This window comes from Sporofaciens musculi (assembly GCF_009830285.1).
In the GTDB taxonomy this organism is placed as follows: domain Bacteria; phylum Bacillota; class Clostridia; order Lachnospirales; family Lachnospiraceae; genus Sporofaciens; species Sporofaciens musculi.
This window is the reverse complement of sequence record NZ_WUQX01000001.1, coordinates 5,372,327-5,393,289: the sequence shown is the minus strand read 5'-3', so window position 1 is coordinate 5,393,289 and position 20,963 is coordinate 5,372,327. Positions and strand designations below refer to the sequence as shown.

General features: G+C 45.3%; 22 protein-coding genes and 3 pseudogenes. All 25 read left to right on the top strand.

Annotated elements, in window-relative coordinates; genetic code table 11:
- The first annotated feature begins 31 nt into the window (after positions 1-31).
- Complete coding sequence (locus tag GN277_RS27235; RefSeq protein WP_159748828.1) at positions 32-1,273, top strand: flagellar hook-length control protein FliK; 1,242 nt, start codon at positions 32-34, stop codon at positions 1,271-1,273.
- Between the two features lie 14 nt (positions 1,274-1,287).
- The gene (locus tag GN277_RS27230) at positions 1,288-1,857 is read left to right on the top strand and encodes a flagellar hook assembly protein FlgD (protein ID WP_159748826.1); all 570 of its coding nucleotides are present in this window, start codon (positions 1,288-1,290) and stop codon (positions 1,855-1,857) included.
- 42 nt (positions 1,858-1,899) lie between these two features.
- Complete coding sequence (locus GN277_RS27225) at positions 1,900-2,307, top strand: TIGR02530 family flagellar biosynthesis protein (protein WP_159748824.1); 408 nt, start codon at positions 1,900-1,902, stop codon at positions 2,305-2,307.
- Positions 2,308-2,429: 122 nt separating this feature from the next.
- Positions 2,430-3,809, top strand: a complete 1,380-nt coding sequence (locus GN277_RS27220) for a flagellar hook-basal body complex protein (RefSeq protein ID WP_159748822.1) — start codon at positions 2,430-2,432, stop codon at positions 3,807-3,809.
- Positions 3,810-3,857: 48 nt separating this feature from the next.
- The gene (locus tag GN277_RS32270) at positions 3,858-4,115 is read left to right on the top strand and encodes a flagellar FlbD family protein (protein ID WP_334296659.1); all 258 of its coding nucleotides are present in this window, start codon (positions 3,858-3,860) and stop codon (positions 4,113-4,115) included.
- Between the two features lie 33 nt (positions 4,116-4,148).
- Positions 4,149-4,963, top strand: a pseudogene (locus GN277_RS27210) (motility protein A).
- A 12-nt stretch (positions 4,964-4,975) separates the two neighbouring features.
- Complete coding sequence (locus GN277_RS27205) at positions 4,976-5,731, top strand: OmpA/MotB family protein (protein WP_159748816.1); 756 nt, start codon at positions 4,976-4,978, stop codon at positions 5,729-5,731.
- A 23-nt stretch (positions 5,732-5,754) separates the two neighbouring features.
- Positions 5,755-6,801, top strand: coding sequence for a flagellar motor switch protein FliM (locus GN277_RS27200; protein ID WP_159756167.1), 1,047 nt, complete (start codon positions 5,755-5,757; stop codon positions 6,799-6,801).
- A gap of 80 nt (positions 6,802-6,881) precedes the next feature.
- A complete protein-coding gene (locus GN277_RS27195; protein ID WP_159748812.1) occupies positions 6,882-7,241 on the top strand; it encodes a response regulator in 360 nt (119 codons plus the stop codon).
- 15 nt (positions 7,242-7,256) lie between these two features.
- Complete coding sequence (gene flgC, locus GN277_RS27190) at positions 7,257-7,697, top strand: flagellar basal body rod protein FlgC (protein WP_159756164.1); 441 nt, start codon at positions 7,257-7,259, stop codon at positions 7,695-7,697.
- 39 nt (positions 7,698-7,736) lie between these two features.
- Positions 7,737-9,182 (top strand): flagellar motor switch protein FliN, encoded by a 1,446-nt coding sequence (fliN, locus tag GN277_RS27185; protein WP_159748810.1) that lies wholly within the window; start codon positions 7,737-7,739, stop codon positions 9,180-9,182.
- A gap of 20 nt (positions 9,183-9,202) precedes the next feature.
- Entirely contained in the window at positions 9,203-9,553 is a 351-nt protein-coding gene (gene fliO, locus GN277_RS27180; RefSeq protein ID WP_159748808.1) for a flagellar biosynthetic protein FliO, read from the top strand.
- Positions 9,554-9,612: 59 nt separating this feature from the next.
- Positions 9,613-10,208, top strand: a pseudogene (gene fliP, locus GN277_RS27175) (flagellar type III secretion system pore protein FliP).
- A gap of 17 nt (positions 10,209-10,225) precedes the next feature.
- Positions 10,226-10,486 (top strand): flagellar biosynthetic protein FliQ, encoded by a 261-nt coding sequence (locus GN277_RS27170; protein WP_159748804.1) that lies wholly within the window; start codon positions 10,226-10,228, stop codon positions 10,484-10,486.
- Between the two features lie 16 nt (positions 10,487-10,502).
- The gene (locus GN277_RS27165) at positions 10,503-11,267 is read left to right on the top strand and encodes a flagellar biosynthetic protein FliR (protein WP_159756162.1); all 765 of its coding nucleotides are present in this window, start codon (positions 10,503-10,505) and stop codon (positions 11,265-11,267) included.
- A gap of 15 nt (positions 11,268-11,282) precedes the next feature.
- On the top strand, positions 11,283-12,344 hold the full coding sequence (flhB, locus tag GN277_RS27160; protein WP_159756159.1) for a flagellar biosynthesis protein FlhB: 1,062 nt from the start codon (positions 11,283-11,285) through the stop codon (positions 12,342-12,344).
- Positions 12,345-12,347: 3 nt separating this feature from the next.
- A pseudogene (gene flhA / locus GN277_RS32265) lies at positions 12,348-14,428 on the top strand (flagellar biosynthesis protein FlhA).
- A 23-nt stretch (positions 14,429-14,451) separates the two neighbouring features.
- On the top strand, positions 14,452-15,261 hold the full coding sequence (locus GN277_RS27150; protein WP_159756156.1) for a sigma-70 family RNA polymerase sigma factor: 810 nt from the start codon (positions 14,452-14,454) through the stop codon (positions 15,259-15,261).
- A complete protein-coding gene (locus GN277_RS27145) occupies positions 15,242-15,988 on the top strand; it encodes a flagellar hook-basal body protein (protein WP_159748802.1) in 747 nt (248 codons plus the stop codon). The genes GN277_RS27150 and GN277_RS27145 overlap by 20 nt, the downstream gene beginning before the upstream one ends.
- A gap of 72 nt (positions 15,989-16,060) precedes the next feature.
- The gene (locus GN277_RS27140; RefSeq protein WP_159756153.1) at positions 16,061-16,771 is read left to right on the top strand and encodes a flagellar hook-basal body protein; all 711 of its coding nucleotides are present in this window, start codon (positions 16,061-16,063) and stop codon (positions 16,769-16,771) included.
- An 11-nt stretch (positions 16,772-16,782) separates the two neighbouring features.
- Positions 16,783-17,403 carry a chemotaxis protein CheC gene (locus tag GN277_RS27135; protein ID WP_159756150.1) on the top strand — a complete coding sequence of 207 codons (621 nt, stop codon included), beginning with the start codon at positions 16,783-16,785 and terminating at the stop codon, positions 17,401-17,403.
- 3 nt (positions 17,404-17,406) lie between these two features.
- A complete protein-coding gene (locus tag GN277_RS27130; protein ID WP_159756147.1) occupies positions 17,407-17,889 on the top strand; it encodes a chemotaxis protein CheD in 483 nt (160 codons plus the stop codon).
- Positions 17,890-17,949: 60 nt separating this feature from the next.
- Positions 17,950-18,864, top strand: coding sequence for a chemotaxis protein (locus GN277_RS27125; RefSeq protein WP_159756144.1), 915 nt, complete (start codon positions 17,950-17,952; stop codon positions 18,862-18,864).
- A complete protein-coding gene (locus GN277_RS27120) occupies positions 18,864-20,111 on the top strand; it encodes an EAL and HDOD domain-containing protein (protein ID WP_159756141.1) in 1,248 nt (415 codons plus the stop codon). The genes GN277_RS27125 and GN277_RS27120 overlap by 1 nt, the downstream gene beginning before the upstream one ends.
- A 13-nt stretch (positions 20,112-20,124) precedes the next feature.
- Complete coding sequence (locus tag GN277_RS27115; RefSeq protein ID WP_159756138.1) at positions 20,125-20,901, top strand: hypothetical protein; 777 nt, start codon at positions 20,125-20,127, stop codon at positions 20,899-20,901.
- Positions 20,902-20,963: the final 62 nt, after the last annotated feature.

Sequence of the window (20,963 nt, the reverse complement as noted above, 5' to 3'; positions counted from 1 at the left end):
CCAATATTATTAAGAAAGGAGGAGGAAGCCCATGGAGAAATTGAGTATGAAGACGATGGATATTGCATTTCAGGCTGCAGGAAAGACGAAAGCGCCTAATCAGACTGGGGATGTATCTGGAGACTATGACTTCCGGAAGATGCTTCAGAGCAAGGATGAGGATGCACAAGGGAAACAGGATAGTAAGGAAGTAACCAAGGATAAAGATCAGGATACAGCGACAGATAAGACCGAGGCATCAGGCGAGCAGAAGCAAGAAGGAGTGTCTAAGGACAAGACGGATAAGACAGACAGCAAAGAGACAGATACCAGTCAGGCGGAAGCAATGATTGCGGCGCAGATGTGCCAACGGCTCTCTTGTGGCTTCGCTGTTGTTGAGCAGAAGACGGGAGAACAGGCCCCGGCCCCAACGCCAGAGATGGCGGTTCAGGTGCAGACTGAAGCTGAAGGCAAAGAACTGATGATGCAGATGACGGACGCTAAAGAAACAGAGGCGGTTCAAGTGCAGACTGAGGCAGAAGCTCAGCAGGTTCAGATGCCGGAAACCGGAAGGGTTGAGACGGTTTTACCGAAGCAGGCTGAGACTCGTCCAGAGCAGATGCAAGGGAAAACAGAGGTGAAGGCGGCGGAAGCGATGTCGGTTGTACAGACACAAGACGCGTCTGAGACACAGCAGCAGCCCCAGGATTTCTCATCGAATTTAAAAGAGGCAGTGAAAACTGAACAGCCCCAGGAAAAGGGGGAGGTACAGTCAGAGCAGTTTACGCCGGAGCAGGCAGCGGCGGCAGTAAGACCAGAGGCGGAGAGGATCCCACAGCCAGAGGTGGAAAAGCCGGAGACGATTGCCAGAGTTTATGTAGAGCAGCCAGAGGAACTTCCAGAGAAGGTTACAGATACAATGCTTTCCAAGCTTGTGGAGGGTGTGAAGGAGTTTGAGATTCATATTGAACCTGTAAATCTTGGAAAGATTGCTGTAAAAGTACTGTATGAAGGGAATCAGGCAACAATCTCGATCGTTTGTTCAGAAAAGCGTGCTATGGATGCACTTAGTCAGAACGCGCGTGAGATTGGCAACATCATTGACCGGAATCTTGGCGGGGAGACGACCATTATTGTGGAGAAGCAGGAGACTGACTACCTGAATCAGACACGGGATGAAAATGAGCAGGCAGACCAGAACGCAAAGCAGGAGAAGAAAGACAAAAATCAGAACCAGGACGGTGAGGATGCAGAACAATTTTTGCAGAAGCTGCGTCTGGGATTGGTTGGATAAGAAAGGAGAAGAATATGGCAGGAGTTGAAGATGTATTAAAGAGCGATGCCGCCCAATATCAATACGATGCGTCGAAGGCTACACAGACGTCGGCGGTATCTAACAAGAGCGATATGACCATGGATGATTTCTGGAAATTGATGGCGGCACAGCTTCAATATCAGGATCCCATGAATCCGATGAGTAACAGTGAAATGATGAATCAGATGACACAGATGGCTACCATGAATGCTATGACTCAGGTGACGTCGGCAGTATCTAATTTTGCAACCGTTTCCAACAATCTGTCGCAGGTAACCTTGACCACCTATTCTACAGGGTTGCTCGGAAAAGAAGTAACCGTTGCGATTACGAATGAGGAGGGCGAAGTAACCGGAACCAAGAAGGGAACGGTAACAGGCGTAGATTTAACTGGCGCTACGGCAGTATATATCGACGGAAAAAAGTACGAGTTGTCACAAGTAATGGGTATCGGTGAAGTTCCGGTGAAGGATGAAGACAAGGATAAAAATGACACAGACAAGACGGAAGGAACCGATAAGACGGATACTGACAATACGACAGGTGATAAGGATAAAGAGTAGTTAAGGGGATTAAGGGGATTAGAGATAAAGGCGGTGCAAGTGATGAGTAAGATGAACCAGATTACCAATGCCGGAGCGCTTAAGCTGCAGCATGCGTCAGCGCAGCTGCAGACACAGGGAATCACAGGTGCAGGTGCGAATACAGTCACTAAGGTGCAGTTCGCAGACGTTTTGCAGAAAGAAGCCGACAAAGCTCAGTCCGTTCAGTTCTCCAAACATGCGGTACAGAGAGTCCGGGAGCGGGGAATCGAGATGACAGACGGTCTCCTTAAGGACTTGAACCAGGCAGTATCGAAAGCCAGGGAAAAAGGTGCAAGAGACGTGGTTATCATCGGCGAGAGCGGGGCTTTTATAGTAAATGTTCCACATAACGTCGTAGTGACAACAATGTCAGGAACAGAGATGAGGGAAAATATATTTACCAATATTGACAGCGCGGTCTTAATGTAAGCCGGACCATTTGATGGGGGTTTCGTATCTGTATGACTTGCAGATACACAGTGGAGCCGATGGAGAATACCATAGGTTTCCCAAAGACGCGCAGGATATAATAAAGAAAGGGTGTATAACAAATGGTTAGATCAATGATTGCAGGAGTTGCAGGACTCAAGGCACATCAGTCCAAATTGGACGTTATCGGTAATAATATAGCGAACGTTAATACATGGAGTTTTAAGTCTTTTAGCTATAACTTTCAGGACGGAATGTATACGAATTCTATCAGCAGTACAGGCGGAAGCCAGTTGGCGGGAGCAGCCGGAGGACATAACGCTTCTCAGGTAGGTTACGGTTCAAAGTTATCATCAATCTCTACGGAGTTTAACACCGGCGCCCCGGCGCCCTCCTCCAACAATCTGGATTGTATGATTGACGGAACAGGCTTCTTCCTGGTAGGTAATATGGTAAACGGTGCGTTTGATAACGTGGAGTCATCAGGACTTAGTTTGTCAAGAGTCGGCATCTTCCGTGTAGATAACAATGGATATATGGTAGATAATCAGGGAAGTTATGTGTATGGATATGCGCCGATTGAGGGAACAGGAACGCCGGAGACACCGGCGTCAGCCAGCTCTGTTACGATTAAAGATGTTCCTGTTAAACTGGAGAAGCCGGCTCAGGGTGCTGCGGCAGGTACAAAATGGACGATTACAATAGCTGGTGTAAAGGTTGACACAAACGTTACTTCGGTAAATGATTTTGAAGATGCCGTGAATGACTGGGTAACATATGTGTCAAAGCAGAAGCTGGATGAAAATGGAAAACTTGTGCCAGAGTGTAACGGACTGGATTTCACGAAAGTCAATGTCAGCCTGGACCGTATCGGAAGATATCTTAATAGTGCAACGCTTACAATTACAGCAAAAGAGGCTGGCGATACATTTGCTACAACAATTGGCGCTGCGGGTACTGGAATTTATGGAGCGATGTTTGTGAATGATGGTAATGGTCCAGTGGGTACGCCAAATGTGGATTTTGTTGAGCCAGTAGAAGATGGAAGAAATCAGGGAAATGATTTGATTCCAGGCGTAGCGGCAGAGTATGCGGACGAATTGACTGCCATTCGTATTCCGATTGATGAACAAACAGGTCAGCGGTATGATATCCAGAGCTGGAGAATCAATGAAGACGGAACTATTATGGGAACCGACAGAAACAACCGTACTATTCCGGTCGGACAGATTGCCCTGGTTTCCGTAGAGAACCCCAACGGCCTTGAGAAGCAGGACGGTTACTATTACTCAGTGGGTCCAAACTGCGGGGATGTAGAGGCGATCAAACCCAACGGCGGTCCGGTTGGAAAGCTTTTAGGAGGAACACTTGAGATGGCAAACGTAGACCTTGCGAATGAATTTTCCAACATGATTACAACCCAGAGAGGGTTCCAGGCCAACTCAAAGATTATCACAGTAACGGATGAAATGTTACAGGAGCTTGTTAATATGAAGCGTTAATAACCGCCGGCAAGTAATAGATGTGATTTTGACAGCATATTCCAGTATATGGCGAATACATCTTCACCATATACTGGGATATGTTTGAAATTTATGAGGAACTATGATATGATAATGCTGACGAAATTAAATGACACAAAGATCGTATTGAATTGTGCGCATATAGAATCTGTGGAATTGATACCGGAATCAAAGATCCTTATGACTAACGGCAAGTTTTACATCGTAAAAGAAGGTGCGGAAGAGATAATCAGGAAAACAATTGAGTACAATGGTAAGATACATTGCTACCGTGGAGATAGATAGTATAGTAATTAAGGAATAGGGTGGTGAAGATAAGTGGACATAACTAGTATTTTAGGTGTGGTTATCGGTGCGGTGCTGATCGTATTCGTAGGTATCGGACCGGCAAAGCTTGAAACTTCTGGGACCTTCCCAGTATCGCGATTGTTATTGGAGGTACGCTTGCAGCGGGAATCGCATGTTATCCCTTCAATATGTTGCTGACTCTTCCCAAGCATACGAAGATGCTATTTCAGGGGAAGAAGTATAACATCGGTGAATTGATTGATATACTGGTTGAGATGGCTCAGCTTGCGAGACAGAATGGTCTGCTGGCGTTGGAGGAGAAAGCGAATGAGCTTGATGACATGTTTTTCAAGCAAGGCATCATGTTGATTGTGGATGCAACAGAACCGGAAGAAGTACGTACCCTTCTGGAGAGTGACGTGGAAGCCATGCTGTCAAGACATGAGGACTGTATCGGGATTTATGATACTTTGGATGCGAAAGCGCCTGCTTTTGGTATGATTGGTACGCTGGTCGGACTGGTCAACATGCTGAAGGGTATGAATCTTGATGAAGGCGGTGCGGGAGACATTGGCCCTGCCATGGGAACAGCGTTGATTACGACATTCTACGGATGTATACTTGCCCACTTGATATTCTCACCAATTGCTAAGAAACTGAGAGTAAGGAATGACGAGGAATTACTGTATAAGCAGATTATGATTGAGGGAATCCTTGCAATTCAGGCGGGAGACAATCCGAAGTTCCTGCGTGAGAAGCTGGTTACATTCGTGTCCCAGAAAGAGCGCCAGAAGCTTCTGGATCCGGATGCAGTTGCTGCAAAGGGCAAAAAGGCAGAAGAATAACAGGAGGGAGCTATGAAGAAGAGGAACAAAGGCGGCGGCGGTGGCGGCGCCAATTGGATGGACACCTATGGAGACCTGGTAACTCTGCTGTTATGTTTCTTCGTATTACTATACTCCATCTCTACTTTGGACCAGTCGAAATGGATTATGATTGTTAAGAGCTTCAACCCTGAAGCCGAGGAGTTGTCCCAGATTGCAGATGAGACTGACCCTGGCGCGCCCAACGATGTGTCGGGAGCAGTAGAGGCAGAGGCATTTGACGAGTTGTATGAGAGTCTGAAAGCCGCAGTGGATGAAGCGAATATGAATAGCGAAGTAGAGCTGTTTAAAGGGGATGGCTATACTTTTATCACATTTCAGGATAATGTATTCTTTGACGGAGACAGTTCTGTGATTAAACAGGAGGGAATGGATGTTTTGGCGCAGTTTGCGTCGATTATCTCAGGAGTCAAGGACTCTGTGAAGGAGATTCAGGTGTTGGGACATACGACGCAGGCAGACCCAGTGATTCCGAACAATCCGGAGAATGACAGGGTTCTTTCATCGGAGAGAGCGGCAAGGGTTGCGGCATTCATCCAACAGCGGACGGAAGTAACGCCAGATAAGATTGTTCCGATGGGATATGGACAGTTCAGGCCTGTTGCACCGTTTGATACGCCGGAGAATCGGGCGAAGAACCGGAGGGTTGAATTACTGATCACCAAGTCTGACGCAGTAGAACATTCTCTGGAAGAGTATTATCAGATGATGAACAGAACAACCGAGTAAAGTAAGGAAAGTGGGAGTTTAGGATGGCAGATGTATTATCGCAAAGTCAGATAGACGCATTGCTGAATTCCATGCAGAATTCCGGTGCGGATGAGGTGGTAGAGGAAAAGAAGGAGGTAGTAAAGGAGAAGGAGTACAAAAAGTACGACTTCTTCAGTCCAAAGAAGTATACGAAGGATAAGCTGAAGATGCTCAGCAGTATCTACGATAACTACTCCAGGATAGCTGCTTCACAGATCAATGGTCTGTTCCGGGCTGCCAGTGAAGTTGAGGTTATGGGGGTTGAGGAGCAGCGTTATTACGAATTTGGAAATGCGTTGAATGAGTCGGACGTACTCACAATCGCTAATATAGACTTGCCCGATCGGTCCAGTAACCCTCCAATGCTGATGCATATTAGTCCATTGCTGATGGCGTCTATGATTGACCGTATGCTTGGAGGGACGGGGATGGATATGTCGGTAGATATGTCTTATACTTATACGGATATTGAGCTTGCCCTCTATGCAAAAATTATAAAGTATTTGGTTATGATTACCAAAGATGTCTGGGCTGGTTATATCAATCTGGATGTTGAGTTCGAGCGGGTGGAAGAGAACCCAAGTATGTTCCAGGGAATTAGTGTAGATGAGACAGTAGTAATTATCATGCTGCACATATCCCTTGGCGGAATTGATGGAAGTATGAATATCTGTATGCCAGGCACGCTTTTAAGCAACATGTTTGAAATCATTGATAAGACGAAGCATCTGGCAAAGAAGATCGATGCGGCGCATCTTCGGAACACCAAGGAGGATATTCTGGAGAATATCAGAGAATCCAAGATGGATATTATGGCGCAGCTTGGCATAGCGAAGCTGAATCTGGACGATGTATACAATCTCCATGTGGGAGACGTCATCGACCTGAACAAACCACAGGATTCGCTGATTTCCCTCTATATCGAGGGCCAGCCATGGTTCAATGGCCAGCTTGGCGTACATAACAAGAATGTAGCAGTCAAGATTGAGGATCGTCTGATTGAGCCGAACAAGTTGCTTGAAGAGGCGGAAGAAGACGTGGCAGTATAACTACCAGATAAATCCAAGGATTATCTGAGTAAATAAATTATAATGATAACAATAACATTAACAAAAGTGAGGTAGAAGAAATGGCAAAGATTTTATTAGTGGATGATGCGGCGTTTATGAGAATGATGTTAAAAAATACGCTGTCACAGGCAGGGTATACGGATCTGATTGAAGCAGAGGACGGTGTAAAAGCGGTGGAGGCTTATACTGCTGAGAAGCCGGATCTTGTATTCATGGATATTACCATGCCGAACAAAGACGGTCTTGAGACATTAAAGGAGATCAAGGCGATGGATCCAGGAGCAACGGTTGTTATGTGCTCTGCTATGGGACAGGAGACCATGGTTATGGATTCCATTAAGTCAGGAGCAAAGGATTTTATTGTAAAGCCATTTAAGCCGGAGCGTGTCTTATCAACTGTGAAGAAGATCCTTGGCTAGTTTAAGGAGGTTAGTATGTCTTTTTTGAATTCATTTGATATAAGTGCATCAGGGATGACGGCAGAGAGGCAGCGGCTTGATATTGCAGCAGAGAACATCTCCAATGCTGAGACAACCAGGACGGCCAGCGGGGGAGCTTACCGCCGAAAGATGGTAGTCTTGCAGGAGGTACCGACCACCTCTTTTCGTACCAAATTTAACAGCCTCCTAAACCGGACTGCGTCCAAGGGCGGAGTGAAAGTAACGGAGATTGTGGAAGATCAGAGAGACCTGAATCCTGTTTATAATCCGGATCACCCGGATGCAAATGAGGAAGGCTATGTTATGATGCCGAACGTAGATCTTGTAAAAGAGACAATAGACGGTATGTCTGCGACGAGAGCCTATGAGGCAAACATTACGGCCTTTAATGCCATGAAGCTGATGGCGCAGAAAGCGTTGGATATCGGCAAATAGAAAAAGGGGTGATTTTCCCGGAAGGAGAGAAGGGTTTATATGAATTCAGATTGCTTTAGTAAACTGGAAATAGATGCGATAGGTGAGATACTCAATATCAGCCTTGGTGCGTCGGCAACAGCAGTTTCCACGATGCTGAGTGCAAGGGTAGATATAACGACACCTATTGTCAACATCGTGAAAAAAGAAGAGTTTGAATTAGACAGGGTTGATCCGGCAGTCTGTGTCGAGATTACTTATGTTGCTGGTCTGGAGGGTCAGAATGTTATGCTTCTTAAGAGGCATGATATTAAAGTAATCGTCGAGATGGCTATGGGGATGGAGATTGCGGATGAAGATTTTGAGTTAGATGAGATCAACATCAGTGCAGTCTGTGAGGTCATGAACCAGATGATGGGGGCATCTGCGACAGCGTTGTCTGAATTCTTAGGTAGAGTAGTAGATATCTCCACGCCAATTTCTTTTGAGGTGGAGAATGAGCAGCAGTTTATAGATAAATATTTTATAGATGAAGAACCAAAGGTATTAATTGGATTCACTTTGAAGATTGCAGATAAGTTGGAGAGCGAATTCTTTAATGTTATGCCGATTGCACTGGCAAAGGGACTGGTGGAAGGTTTCCTTCCGCCGGAGGATATTATTCCTTATGTTCCAGGCGGACAGGAAAGCGTACCGCAGGCAGAAGCGCCGACGCCAGCGCCAGTACCGGAACCAGCGCCGGCAGCGAGCGAACCGGCAGCAGAGGCTTCGGGGGGCAAGATGTCTCAGGAGGAAATTGAGAGAATGCTTGCAGGTATGGTAGGCGGAGAGCCAGACCCAGAACCGGCGCCAGCACCAACGCCAGAGCCAGCTTCTGCGCCGACACCAGTAGCAGCAGAGCCCGCACCGACACCAGCGGCAGCGCCAGAACCGGCGCCAGTTCCAGCACAGGCTGCGGCAGCGCCCGTAGCTGAACCGACGGCAGGTGCAGCAGCACAGCCTGCGATGATGCCGATGATGCAGGGGGCAGCACAGCCCATGGTGAGTCCCGATGTTTCTATGATGCAGATGCAGATGATGCAGCAGATGATGCAGCAGATGCAGCAGATGCAGCAGCAGATGCAGGAGCAGAATAGTGCGCCCAAGCCGGTGGCAGCGCCGCCTGAGCCGAAGATGATCCATGTACAGCCTCCAATGCAGCCAAATTTGAAGGCGGATACCGGAATCGTACTGGAGGGCGAACAGGAAGAAAACATGGAACTGATCATGAGCGTGCCTCTGGAGGTTTCCGTTGAGATTGGCAGGACAAAGAAGCTGGTGAAGGATATACTTGACTTTACAAAAGGTTCCCTGGTAGTTCTGGACAAACTGGCGGGCGAGCAGGTAGACTTATATGTCAATGGTCAGTGCATTGCAAAGGGTGATGTTGTAGTTGTGGAAGACAACTTTGGAATAAGAATTACAGAGATCATGAAAGTGAATCTGATTGCGTTAGAGCAGCATTAAGAGAGTAGGGAAGGAAAGATATGTGGAGAGTGATTGCCACCTTTGTTGCGGTAATAGTGATTATATATCTGAGTTATTTGGCCAGCAAATACATAGGCAAAGGGCTGGGCAGAAACGGCAGTTCTCGTTATATGCGCCTGATCGATCAGATCACCCTTGGCCAGGACAGACACATTGCGATTGTGCAGGTGGGTGGAAAATATCTGCTCGTTGGTGTCACGTCAGGCCAGGTCAGTCTCCTGTCCGAGATTTCGGATGAGGATCTGTTTCCTTTGGAGCCGGATGGAGAAGAAGGAGCTGGGAAGATACCAGACTTTAAATCGATGATGGATAAACTGGGTGACATAACGAAAAGAGGAGGTAGAAATTAGTGTACGATTCATTAATCAATGTGAATGGCAATCAGGTTCCTACACTGGATATCCTGCTGATGTTGACAGTCATATCACTTCTGCCCTCTCTTTTAATCATGGTGACGTCTTTTGCAAGAACAGTAATCATTCTCTCTTTTTGAGAAATGCGATGGGTGTCCAACAAACGCCGCCAAATATGGTATTAGTCGGAATTGCAATCTTTTTGACTTTATTTATTATGGATCCGGTCATTAAGCAGATCAATACAGAAGCTTATACGCCATATAAGAACCAGGAGATTACTCAGGAAGAAGCCATTTCCCGCGCTCAGGTTCCACTGAAGGAATTTATGCTGACGAATACGGAGGAGAGTTCACTTAAGCTATTTGTGGATATGTCGGGGGTGGAGGAAACAGAAAACAGAGTAGATCTTCCTATGACAGTGGTAATCCCATCCTTCATGACGAGTGAGTTGAAAAGAGGATTTACTGCAGGATTTTTGTTATACATTCCATTTCTTTTGATCGATATCGTGGTTTCATCTACCCTTATGTCTATGGGTATGATGATGCTGCCTCCGGCGATGATCTCAATGCCGTTCAAGCTGCTGTTATTCGTAACTGTAAATGGATGGGAGCTTCTGTTTTCCACGATTGTCAATAGTTTCCGATGACGGGAAGGAGTATATAGATGACGAATGGAGAAGTGGCGGACCTGATGTATGAGGTATTCATACTGATTATCCAACTGGCAGGTCCAATGTTGGTGATCAGTATGCTGGTAGGCATCTTGATCTCCATCATACAGGCAGCGACGCAGATTCATGAACAGACGATTACATTTGTGCCGAAATTATTGGTAATAGGTGTCATACTTGTCTTTTCCGGCAGTTCTATGTTAGAGTCATTACAGGATTTTACCACGAAGATCTTTCGGATGATACAAGGCTGATGCGAGGAGTGATGACATGTCGATAGATAATACCGCACAGCTTACCTTATTTTCGCTGATTATGATGCGAATGTCAGGGTTTATCTTAATGAATCCGATATTGGGAAGAAATAATATACCGATTAGAGTTAAGGGAGGATTTATTTTTATCTTAACGATGATGGTATATTCGGCCTCGATGGAAGAGGCGGTAGAGATTGTGAGTACGATTGAGTTCGGATTCCTTCTGATCAAAGAATTTGCGGCAGGATATGTGTTAGGATATGTCATGCACTTTTTTTTTATTGTTAGTTTTGCAGGATATATTATAGACTATCAGATTGGTTTGTCTATGGCTACAGTGTATGATCCCCAGAGTAATGCACAGATGCCTATAACAGGTAGTGTGTATCAGGCATGGTTGATTATGCTTTTTTTCGCAGTAGACGGTCACCTGGCGCTGATGAAAATTTTGCTGACTTCGGCAGAAATCGTGCCATATGGCGGAATTGTGCTTACCCAGGGACTTGCGCTGAAAATTATTGATATCTTTCTGGAATGTGTGAGCATGGGAGTGAAGCTTGCGTTACCCATGATTGCCGCAGAGTTTCTTGTGGAGATGGGAGTTGGAATCCTGAATAAAGTCGTGCCGCAGATTAGTATATTTGTAATTAATATTCAGATGAAATTAATTGTTGGTCTGGGCCTTTTGGCGCTTCTATATGCGCCTGCAGGCGAATTCATCGAGAAGATCATGACAACGATGATGAAGACGGTCCAGGGAATACTGACATTTTTATAAAGGAAGTGAACACCTTTGGCGTCAGATGAAAAAACCGAAAAAGCCACACCTAAGAAGCGAAACGACCAACGTAAGGAAGGTAATGTTCCTGTAAGTAAGGACGTTATCGCGGTCGCTTCGCTTGTAGGGTGTTTCTATTGTATAAAATTATTTTTTCCAACTATTTACCGCAGACTTCGGGAGAGTTTAATCTTTCAGATCTCCTCGGTTGCAGATATCAATGAGCTTTCTCTTGGTAATCTACAGCTTGTAGGTATGAAAGCGGTGGAAACGTTGGCATGGTGTATTTTTCCAATTGGTGTAATTAGTCTGGCTATTGGCGTGCTTACCACTGGAATACAGACACGGTTCCTTTTTACTAAGAAGCCGTTAAAATTTAAACTTAGTAAGCTTAATCCGATAAAAGGTATTAAAAATCTGTTTTCTACGAGACAGCTTGTGGAAGTGCTTAAATCGCTTCTAAAGATTATTGTTCTGGCAGTAGTTATATATAGGATTTTGAAGGAGCAGCTTGTAGTAATTGCGCAGATGATGGATATTAATACTATTAGCGTTGCTACGTATGTTCTGAATGAGATTATAAGCATGGTTTTAAGGATAGGGATGATTTTTGCAGCTGTTGCGGGTTTTGACTTTTTCTTCCAGAGATGGAAATATGAAAAAGATATTAAGATGTCCAAAGAGGAAGTCAAGGAAGAATACAAACAGATGGAAGGAGATCCTAAGGTCAAGGGTAAGATTAAGAGTCTCCAGCAGAGCATGGCCAGGAGCAGAATGATGCAGGCAGTTCCGGATGCAGATGTTATTATCCGAAACCCTACGCATTTTGCAGTTGCGCTTCGATATGATATAGACCATGACAATGCCCCTGTCGTCGTGGCAAAAGGCCAGGATTATATTGCTCTTAAGATCGTAGAGATTGCAGAGAACAGCAATGTCACGGTGATTGAAAATAAGCCCCTTGCAAGGGGAATCTATGCTTCGACTCCGCTTGGAGGACAGATTCCAGCAGAGTATTATGGAGTGGTAGCGGAGATACTGGTTGAGGTATTCCGAATGAATAAAAAGTTGGTGTAGAGGATGAAAAATATATTAAATAATGCGGTATCATTGATCGTAGTCATGATTGTTCTGCTGTTGATTATACCGTTAAGTCCGTTTTTTCTGGACGTTATGATTATTTTGAATATTGCGGTATCGCTGATTATCCTTTTGATCAGTATGAATATCAAAGAGGCGCTGGAATTTTCTATTTTCCCCTCTTTGCTTCTTATCACAACCTTATACCGTATCGGAATCAATATATCTTCCACGAGAAGTATCCTTAGTAATTCAGGTACGGCGGGACAGGTAATCAAATCCATGGGTGACTTTGTTCTCCAGGGAAATGTGGTTGTCGGAGTTGTTATCTTCCTGATTATTGTATTAGTACAGTTCCTTGTTATTACTAAGGGCGCGGAGCGTGTAGCTGAGGTAGCGGCGAGATTCACGTTGGACGCTATGCCTGGTAAGCAGATGGCGATTGACGCTGACTTGGGAAGCGGACTTATCGCAGAGGATGAGGCGAAGGAGCGGCGTTACAAGATTCAGAAGGAAGCTGACTTTTATGGCTCCATGGATGGTGCTACGAAGATTGTTAAGGGAGATGCAACCATGTCCCTGATCATTACGGCAGTCAATTTCCTGGGCGGCTGTATCATCGGTATGGTACAGGGCGGTATGGGATTTGCGGAAGTACTTCAAGTATATTCCATTGCGACCATTGGCGACGGTCTGGTATCGCAGATACCAGCACTCCTTATCTCAACGGCGACCGGTATGATTGTAACCCGTGCGGTTGCGGAAGACAGTCTGAACATTGATGTGACAAGACAGTTCTCAGCACAGCCAAGGTCAATTATGATTGCAGGCGGCGTTCTTGCTATTTTGATTGCAGTTCCGGGGATGCCAAAGCTCCAGCTTTCAGTGATTGCTCTTATAATGATGCTTGGTGGTTTTTACCTCCTTCGTCGTATGCAGTCGTTTGCAGCGGTTCCGGAACAGGGACCAATGGCTATGGGCAGTCCGGGGTTGCGGAAGCTGATCCGATGAATATAATGGAGGATGAAGAAAATTTCAAAGATATCAACAGCGTATATTCTTTGATCTCAGTGGAGCCAATCGAGATGGAGTTTGGGTACAGCCTGATTCCTCTCGTAGACGAGGCAAGCGGCGGAAGGATGATCGACCGTATCGTAATTTTCCGGCGTCAGTATGCACAGGAGATGGGACTTGTCATTCCGTCCATCAGGCTGCGTGACAGCTCAAGCCTGAACACGAACCAGTATGTTATTAAGATTAAGGGAGAGGAAGTTGCGAAAGGAGAGATTTTGGTAGACTACTACCTTGCCTTAGAGCCGCCGAATCTTGAGAAGGAGATCGATGGAATAGATACCATTGAGCCTGCATATGGTATTCCTAGTAAATGGATTACCGTGGATAAGAAAGAAATGGCTGAGATCTATGGATATACGGTTATTGATCCGTTGTCTGTTATGCTGACACATTTGTCAGAGACTGTGAAGAAGCATGCTCATGAGCTTTTGAACCGTCAGGAGGTTGTACGTCTGATTGACAATATGAAGAAGCAGTCGCCAGGGCTTGTAGACGAATTAATCCCGAATTTGATCTCTTACGGTAACTTCCAGAAGATTTTGACGAATCTGCTGAAAGAAGGTATTCCAATTAAGGATATGGAGACGATCATGGAGACCATTGTAGATTCTTCCATGACGGTGCGGGATTTGGATTCCATTACGGAGAATATTCGTGTTGCGCTGAAACGTACGATTACCAGAAGATTCTGCGAGGGCAACAGCATGAGAGTCGTGACATTGGATGCCGAGCTGGAGAAAAATATTATTACCAGCTTAACAAACGGCGACCATGGCGTATACTTAGCGCTTAGTCCGGATGTGATGCAGAATGTGATTACACAGATGTCTGAGGAAGTAAAGAAATTTCAGGAGCTTGGCCAGACGCCAATTATTCTGACAAGTCAGGTGGTAAGAATCCATGTCTACCGTCTGATAGAGCAATTCTTCCCAGATGTGTATGTGCTGTCGTTTAATGAGATCAGCAACAATATCCAGATACAGGCAGTTGGCAATATAGCGATGTAGAACAAAATTTAACGGAGTGCAATATGAACACGCAGGAACGGTATAAAGACAAAACGAACGAAGATCTTTTAAAACTGTATAAAGAGACGGGCAGCCTGGAAGTAAAGCAGGAGATCGTTATGCGCTATATCTATCTTGTGAAGAGCATTGCGCTTCAAATGCGGGATATTTATATGAGTTTTTCTCAGGTAGATGATATCATCAGCGAGGGCGTTATTGCGATTATGTCCTCCATTGATAAGTTTGATATGGATAAAAATGTAAAATTCGAGACATTTATTTCCAAAAGAATCAAAGGAATGATTATTGATCTTGCCAGAAAGCAGGATTGGGTGCCAAGAAGTACAAGAAAGAGCACTAGAGATATTGAAGAAGCGGTCACAACGTTATATAATAAACTTGGGTATTATCCTTCTGTACAGGAGGTGACAGACTATCTGAACATTACCCCTGAGAAGTATCAGGAGACGATGCGCAAGGCATCACTGTTTAACATTCTTTCACTGGATATGGTATTGGCGGAGGCACAGGGGAATGAGGTTGGAGTGACGCTGCCGCAGGGGGATAAAAGTGAGCAGCCAGAGAGTAAGTTTCTTAAGAAGGAGCTTACGCAGGTTCTGGCGGAAGGGGTCGGTACGCTCAAGGAGAATGAGCAGCTTGTGATCTCACTATACTATATAGATGAATTGAATATGAGACAGATTGCGGATGTGCTGAGTGTCAGTGAGCCGCGTGTCTCTCAGATTCATACGAATGCAATAAAGAAACTAAGGAAACACATGGAGAGATTTAACGAAGAAAAGGAGAGCAGGAATGTTTCAAGGGTATTATGATCTAACTTCTAATATGATCACACAGAACCGTAATCTGAATGTCGTCAGCAACAATATGACGAATGTATCCACTCCGGGATATAAGATGGACAGAATCATGCAGAGTACCTTCCGGGACGAGATGATCTACCGATATGACAGGGATGGTAAGACTGCAGTAGGTATGGTATCACGGATGAACATCGCGGACGAGAGGGTAACGGACTATACAGAAGGAGGTATTCGGGAGACAGGAGATGCTCTGGACGTGGGACTGACCGGCAATGGCTTCTTCGTTATTGATACCGGCGAAGGGCCTGTATATACGAGGGACGGTTCATTTAACCTGGATAATGAGGGATACTTAACCCTGCCGGGAATCGGAAGGGTGCAGGGGACCAATGGAGCCATTCGTCTGACTACAGATAATATCATTATCGATAAACAGGGAAATATCTTCAGCGAGGAGGGAAATCAGTTTTTCGGAACGCTGCAGATTGTAGATTTTGCGGATTACGGTCAGTTGACCAAGATTAGCGGAAGCGTGTTCAGAGCCAATGCACAGCCTCAGGCGGCAGACGGTGGAACCACAGTTACACAGAGATATCTGGAGGACTCCAATGTTTCCATGGCGGAGGAGATGACACGGATGATCAGCAGTCAGAGAATTCTGCAGAGCTCGGCTCAGATTCTTAAGATTTATGATCAGTTGGAAGCAAAGATGGTTACAATAGGTTCTGCAACGTAGGGCGCAGCTAACAGATGACCAGCTACAGGCTGTATATGGCGGTTTGACACGCAGGACAGAGAGGAGAGGCATATGTACACATCATTTTATACTGCTGCAAGAGGAGCAATGGAGGAACAGCGCAAGCTGGATGTAGTTGCCAACAACCTTGCAAATGTGAATAACTATGGTTATAAAGCAAAAACGCCGGTATTTTCGGATCTGATGTATTATAATCTGAATAACTATAACGGGGACGATACCCCGATGAAAGCGGGGACAGGAATCCTTGTAGAACAGACGAAGACGGATTTCAGTCCTAAGGGACTGGTAACGACACAGGGAGATTTCGATTATGCAATCGTTGATTCCGGATTTTTCATGATGAGAAGTCCGATTACCAATGAGATTACATATACAAGGAACGGACATTTCAGTATGTCAAAGCGCGGAGATGAATTCTATCTCGTGAACGATAAAGGGAACTTTGTTCTGGACCAGAACAGTAACCCAATTCAGATTATTGACGGGGAGCTAAGCGGGCAGATTGGAGTCTACGGCTTCAACATAATGGACGGGATGTTAAGTGTCGGAGATAACGAATATGTGCCGTCTGTAAAGAACGGGCAGCCGTTTTTGATGCCAGGTGCAAAAGTGGTGGATCATGCATTGGAGATGTCAGGCGCAAGTGTTTCTGATGATTTTACCCGCATTATTGAGGCGCAGAGAGCGTATTCCTATGCCTTGAAGATGGTTCAGACATCCGATGAGATTGTGAATACGGTTAATACATTAAGGGGATAGAGAGGTGGATTATGGGGATAAAAACATATGAAGAAATGAACGAGCTGGAGATTGATATTTTGAAGGAAATCGGCAGTATTGGCGGCGGTAACGCCGCAACAGCCCTATCCAGTATGATGAATGCGAAGGTGAACATGTCCCTTCCCAAAGTGGAGATTCTGGATTTTAATGAGGCGCTGGTCAATGTGGGAGATCCGGAGGAAGTGGTCGCGGCTATATTAGTTGAGATGTCGGGAGAATTGGGCGGTATCATGCTGTTCATTCTGACGAAAGAATTTTCTGATGAAATCTTATTGAGAATGCTGGGTAAGACGAAGGAAGATTTCTTTGAATTAGAGGAGATTGATTCGTCTGTTCTCATGGAGATTGGTAATATAGTTATTTCATCCTATATTACTGCAATGGCTTCCCTGGTGAATATGAGTGTAGAACTGTCAGTTCCGCAGCTTGCCGTGAATATGTTAGGTGGAATTATGAGCGTGCCAATCGCGATGATGGGGCAGCATTCAGACAGGATTATGATGATAACTGGCAAATTCAAAATAGACGGAAAAGCATTAAATAGTAATATGCTGCTTCTGCCTGATGTAGAGTCTTTAAATGTTCTTATGAAAAAACTAGGAGTGGAATGATAGATGGAGAAGAAGATATCAGTTGGAATTGCTGATATGAAGATGACGAGACAGGAGGGCATACTGATTACGTATGCATTGGGGTCTTGCATCGGTGTTTCTTTTTATGATCCGATGATTAAGCTAGGAGCGCTTCTTCATATTATGCTTCCTGAAAAGAGCGGTGCGAAGGATGGAAATGTATTTAAGTTCGCGGATACAGGTATCCGTGAGACACTTCGCAAACTTACTGCGTTTGGGGGGTCAAAATCGCGGATGGTATGCAAGATTGCAGGTGGAGCCAAGATGTTCGAGATGAAGGGCAATGGAGGTCTTGGGAATATCGGCGAGAGAAATGCACAGAATGTGAAAAGGATATTGATGGCTGAGGGGTTACGTGTTACCAGTGAAGATGTCGGGGCAAATTATGCGAGAACCATGCTTTTGGATGTGACTACGGGGAATGTATACGTCCGGTCAGCAGGAAAGCCGGAGAAGATGCTTTAGCTCTTATTTCGGATGAATATTGCGTCGATAGATATACATAGAATGTAAAGGAGTGAGTGTATGGCTAATACAGAAATTTTATTGGAATCTGGAACAAATGAAATTGAAGTTATGCAGTTTACCATATTCGGTGAGTTGTATGGAATTAATGTGGCAAAGGTGCTGGAGATTATGATGGCGGATAAAGTTAAGCCAATCCCACATTCCCACGATGCTGTTGAAGGGATCTTTAAGCCAAGAGAGACGCTTTTGACGGTGATTAATCTTCCTAAATACCTGACAGGAGAATGTGGAGATAAGAAGGACAGAGATCTGTTTATCATTACGAATTTCAATAAGATGCACATTGCATTCCGTGTACATTCTGTGGTTGGTATCAGCAGGATTTCCTGGGAGGCCATCCAGAAGCCGGATAAGGCGCTGACAAATGGGGAAGACGGCGTTGCTACAGGTATCGCCCAGTGTGGAGATAATCTTGTTACAATTCTGGATTTTGAGAAGATTGTTGCAGAAATTGCGCCGGAAACGAGTATTCAAGTATCAGATATTGACAAACTGGGCGACAGAGTTCAGCGAGACCAGAGTATTATTCTTGCAGAGGATTCGATTCTGCTGACCAAGATGATCTCAGATTCTCTTTTCAGAGCAGGATACACTAATCTGACAACCTTCAATAATGGGCGGGAAGCATGGGAATTTCTTGAGAGTATTAGAAACGAGCCAGACTTCTATACGAGAGCGGCATTGTTGATTACTGATATTGAGATGCCGGAGATGGATGGACATCGTCTGACGAAGCTTGTGAAGGAAGATGATAGTATGAAGAAGATGCCGGTTGTAATCTTTTCATCCCTGATCAACGAAGAAATGAGAGTGAAAGGCAAACAGCTCGGAGCGGATGAGCAGTTGTCAAAACCAGAGATCGGTCGTTTGGTCGAGGTTATGGATGCATTACTGGACCGGAGGGATAGATAATGAAGAATTGTGTAGTAAGACAGGCTATTAAGGATCTGAAGGATACTGTCATTGGATATGAGCTGCTAATCCAGGAGGATGAGAGCAGCCTATATAATTCCAGCTCGGACAATGTGGCGGCTAACACAATGGTTGCTTTCCTGTCTGAGAATTCGGAGAGAATATTTAAAGACAAAAAAACCTTTATGACGTTTACTCCGACGCTTCTGTTTCGGAATACGCCGAAGATTTTTGACAAAGACAAGGTCGTAATCCAGATTGAGGATAATATTGTTGTTCACTCTCTGGCGGCAATCCTGATCAGTAAGTACCGGGAGGATGGTTATCATTTTGCAATCAATGACTTTCAGTTTACGCCTAAGTACTTTAGTATGTTAGAGTATGTGGATTATATTAAGATGGATATTTCCAATAAGCTGGAAGGAACACAGCGGCGTTCCATTGCCAATGTAATCGATATGGCTCATGGGTTCCAGAAACAGTTTATTGCAACTGGTGTGAACAGCAAGGAAGTATACGACTGCGCCGTTGAGCTTGGCGTGGATTATGTGGAAGGCAACTATATTGCCGGAGTCACAACTTCAAAAGCAAGTAAGATGGACTTCATGCAGGGGAATCTCTATCAGCTTATTGTGGAGATTACAAAGGATGAGCCGGATGTGGAGATTCTTGAGGAGACGATTATCAGGGATGCATCCCTTACATATGCATTGCTTAAGATGGCGAATTCTGCGTATTTTGCCGTGCATCATGAGACTACGTCAGTCAGGCAGGCGTTGGTACGGGTTGGTATCAGCCAGTTAAAGCAGTGGGTTTATCTGTTAAGCTTTGAGGACAAACAGAATAAGTCAGAATCTGAGGAGTTGTTGAAAGCATCCTTTATGCGTGCGAATTTCACGTCTGCGCTGGTTAAGAGGCTGAAGAATTTCCCAATCAACAGCTCAGATGCATATTTGCTTGGTATGTTTTCCATGTTGGAGTACATGATTGATGCGCCAATCGCTGAGATTCTTTATGAGATTCCAATCCTTGAAGAAGTGAAGGATGCGCTGATCCGAAAAGAAGGTAAGGCAGGACGCCTCTATGAGCTGGTGCTAAGCTATGAGAAGGCTGACTGGAGTGTGATTAAGGAGATTTCAGAGGAGCTGGGGCTTAAGACAAATGAGATGGCGCAGATCTATATGGAATGTGTAGAAGAAGTGAATAATATTTGGGATAATGTCGTAGGTATGAATGAGGAAGCATAGGAGGTGAAGGCTTATGGTAGGCGGAATATCAGCTATGAGTCCATATGTAAACACATCTTATCAATACACGGGATACGGACAGCGAAAGAACACGCAGCAGGATATAGATACTCAGGGAGTCAATGATATATCCAAAGTCCAGGGAAATCAAAGCGTATCAACCAATGCCAGAGTCCAAAGTGGCCAGAGAGCAGGTTCAGTATTTGGAGCCCAGGCGAGTATTGGCGTAGGCGCGGCTCTGGCTGTGGGACGTTCGGCAAGTCCGGGGACACCTGTGGAGCCAGTAAGTCCTGTACCAACAGTTGAATCGAATGCTCCGCGGGGAATTGGATACATGATTCCTTTCCTGCGGGAAGGGATGGATCCGGCAGAGCTGGCAGTACGTATGCGAATTAAATATGTTGAGCCTTCAGAGATTAGTACAGGAAGCAGCCCAGAGTCCGGTGTGGAGGCAGTTCAGAAAGCGGCAGAAGAAGGTGAATGCCAGACCTGCAAGGAAAGAAAATACCAGGATGGCTCTGATGACGCCGGAGTTTCGTTCAAGACACCAACGCGGATTGCGCCTGAACAGGCGGCGTCAGCAGTACGTGGTCATGAGATGGAGCATGTGGTTCGAGAACGCGCAGCGGCAGACCGTGAGGATCGGCGGGTAGTCAGTCAGTCGGTTACCATGCATACGGCAATATGTCCAGAATGTGGCACAGTCTATGTCTCAGGGGGGGACAACGAGAACTACGACTGCCGCAAATGCGCAGCCAGAGCAGCCAGAAAACGAACAGCAGACGAATAATGAGGGCCTTGGCGCTGCGTAGAGCTGGGCAATTTGATTGACTGTTTTTAAAATAGGATAAG

Bases quoted from the DNA above. Each gene is read 5' to 3' on its own strand.
- GN277_RS27140 (WP_159756153.1), top strand. From the start codon at position 16,061: ATGTACACATCATTTTATACTGCTGCAAGAGGAGCAATGGAGGAACAG.
- fliO (WP_159748808.1), top strand. From the start codon at position 9,203: ATGTGGAGAGTGATTGCCACCTTTGTTGCGGTAATAGTGATTATATAT.
- GN277_RS27115 (WP_159756138.1), top strand. From the start codon at position 20,125: ATGGTAGGCGGAATATCAGCTATGAGTCCATATGTAAACACATCTTAT.
- GN277_RS27120 (WP_159756141.1), top strand. From the start codon at position 18,864: ATGAAGAATTGTGTAGTAAGACAGGCTATTAAGGATCTGAAGGATACT.
- GN277_RS27200 (WP_159756167.1), top strand. From the start codon at position 5,755: ATGGCAGATGTATTATCGCAAAGTCAGATAGACGCATTGCTGAATTCC.
- GN277_RS27235 (WP_159748828.1), top strand. From the start codon at position 32: ATGGAGAAATTGAGTATGAAGACGATGGATATTGCATTTCAGGCTGCA.
- GN277_RS27130 (WP_159756147.1), top strand. From the start codon at position 17,407: ATGGAGAAGAAGATATCAGTTGGAATTGCTGATATGAAGATGACGAGA.
- GN277_RS27230 (WP_159748826.1), top strand. From the start codon at position 1,288: ATGGCAGGAGTTGAAGATGTATTAAAGAGCGATGCCGCCCAATATCAA.
- GN277_RS27225 (WP_159748824.1), top strand. From the start codon at position 1,900: ATGAGTAAGATGAACCAGATTACCAATGCCGGAGCGCTTAAGCTGCAG.
- GN277_RS27195 (WP_159748812.1), top strand. From the start codon at position 6,882: ATGGCAAAGATTTTATTAGTGGATGATGCGGCGTTTATGAGAATGATG.
- GN277_RS27220 (WP_159748822.1), top strand. From the start codon at position 2,430: ATGGTTAGATCAATGATTGCAGGAGTTGCAGGACTCAAGGCACATCAG.
- GN277_RS27150 (WP_159756156.1), top strand. From the start codon at position 14,452: ATGAACACGCAGGAACGGTATAAAGACAAAACGAACGAAGATCTTTTA.
- GN277_RS27135 (WP_159756150.1), top strand. From the start codon at position 16,783: ATGGGGATAAAAACATATGAAGAAATGAACGAGCTGGAGATTGATATT.
- GN277_RS27125 (WP_159756144.1), top strand. From the start codon at position 17,950: ATGGCTAATACAGAAATTTTATTGGAATCTGGAACAAATGAAATTGAA.
- GN277_RS27145 (WP_159748802.1), top strand. From the start codon at position 15,242: ATGTTTCAAGGGTATTATGATCTAACTTCTAATATGATCACACAGAAC.
- GN277_RS32270 (WP_334296659.1), top strand. From the start codon at position 3,858: ATGGCGAATACATCTTCACCATATACTGGGATATGTTTGAAATTTATG.
- fliN (WP_159748810.1), top strand. From the start codon at position 7,737: ATGAATTCAGATTGCTTTAGTAAACTGGAAATAGATGCGATAGGTGAG.
- GN277_RS27170 (WP_159748804.1), top strand. From the start codon at position 10,226: ATGACGAATGGAGAAGTGGCGGACCTGATGTATGAGGTATTCATACTG.
- GN277_RS27205 (WP_159748816.1), top strand. From the start codon at position 4,976: ATGAAGAAGAGGAACAAAGGCGGCGGCGGTGGCGGCGCCAATTGGATG.
- GN277_RS27165 (WP_159756162.1), top strand. From the start codon at position 10,503: ATGTCGATAGATAATACCGCACAGCTTACCTTATTTTCGCTGATTATG.
- flgC (WP_159756164.1), top strand. From the start codon at position 7,257: ATGTCTTTTTTGAATTCATTTGATATAAGTGCATCAGGGATGACGGCA.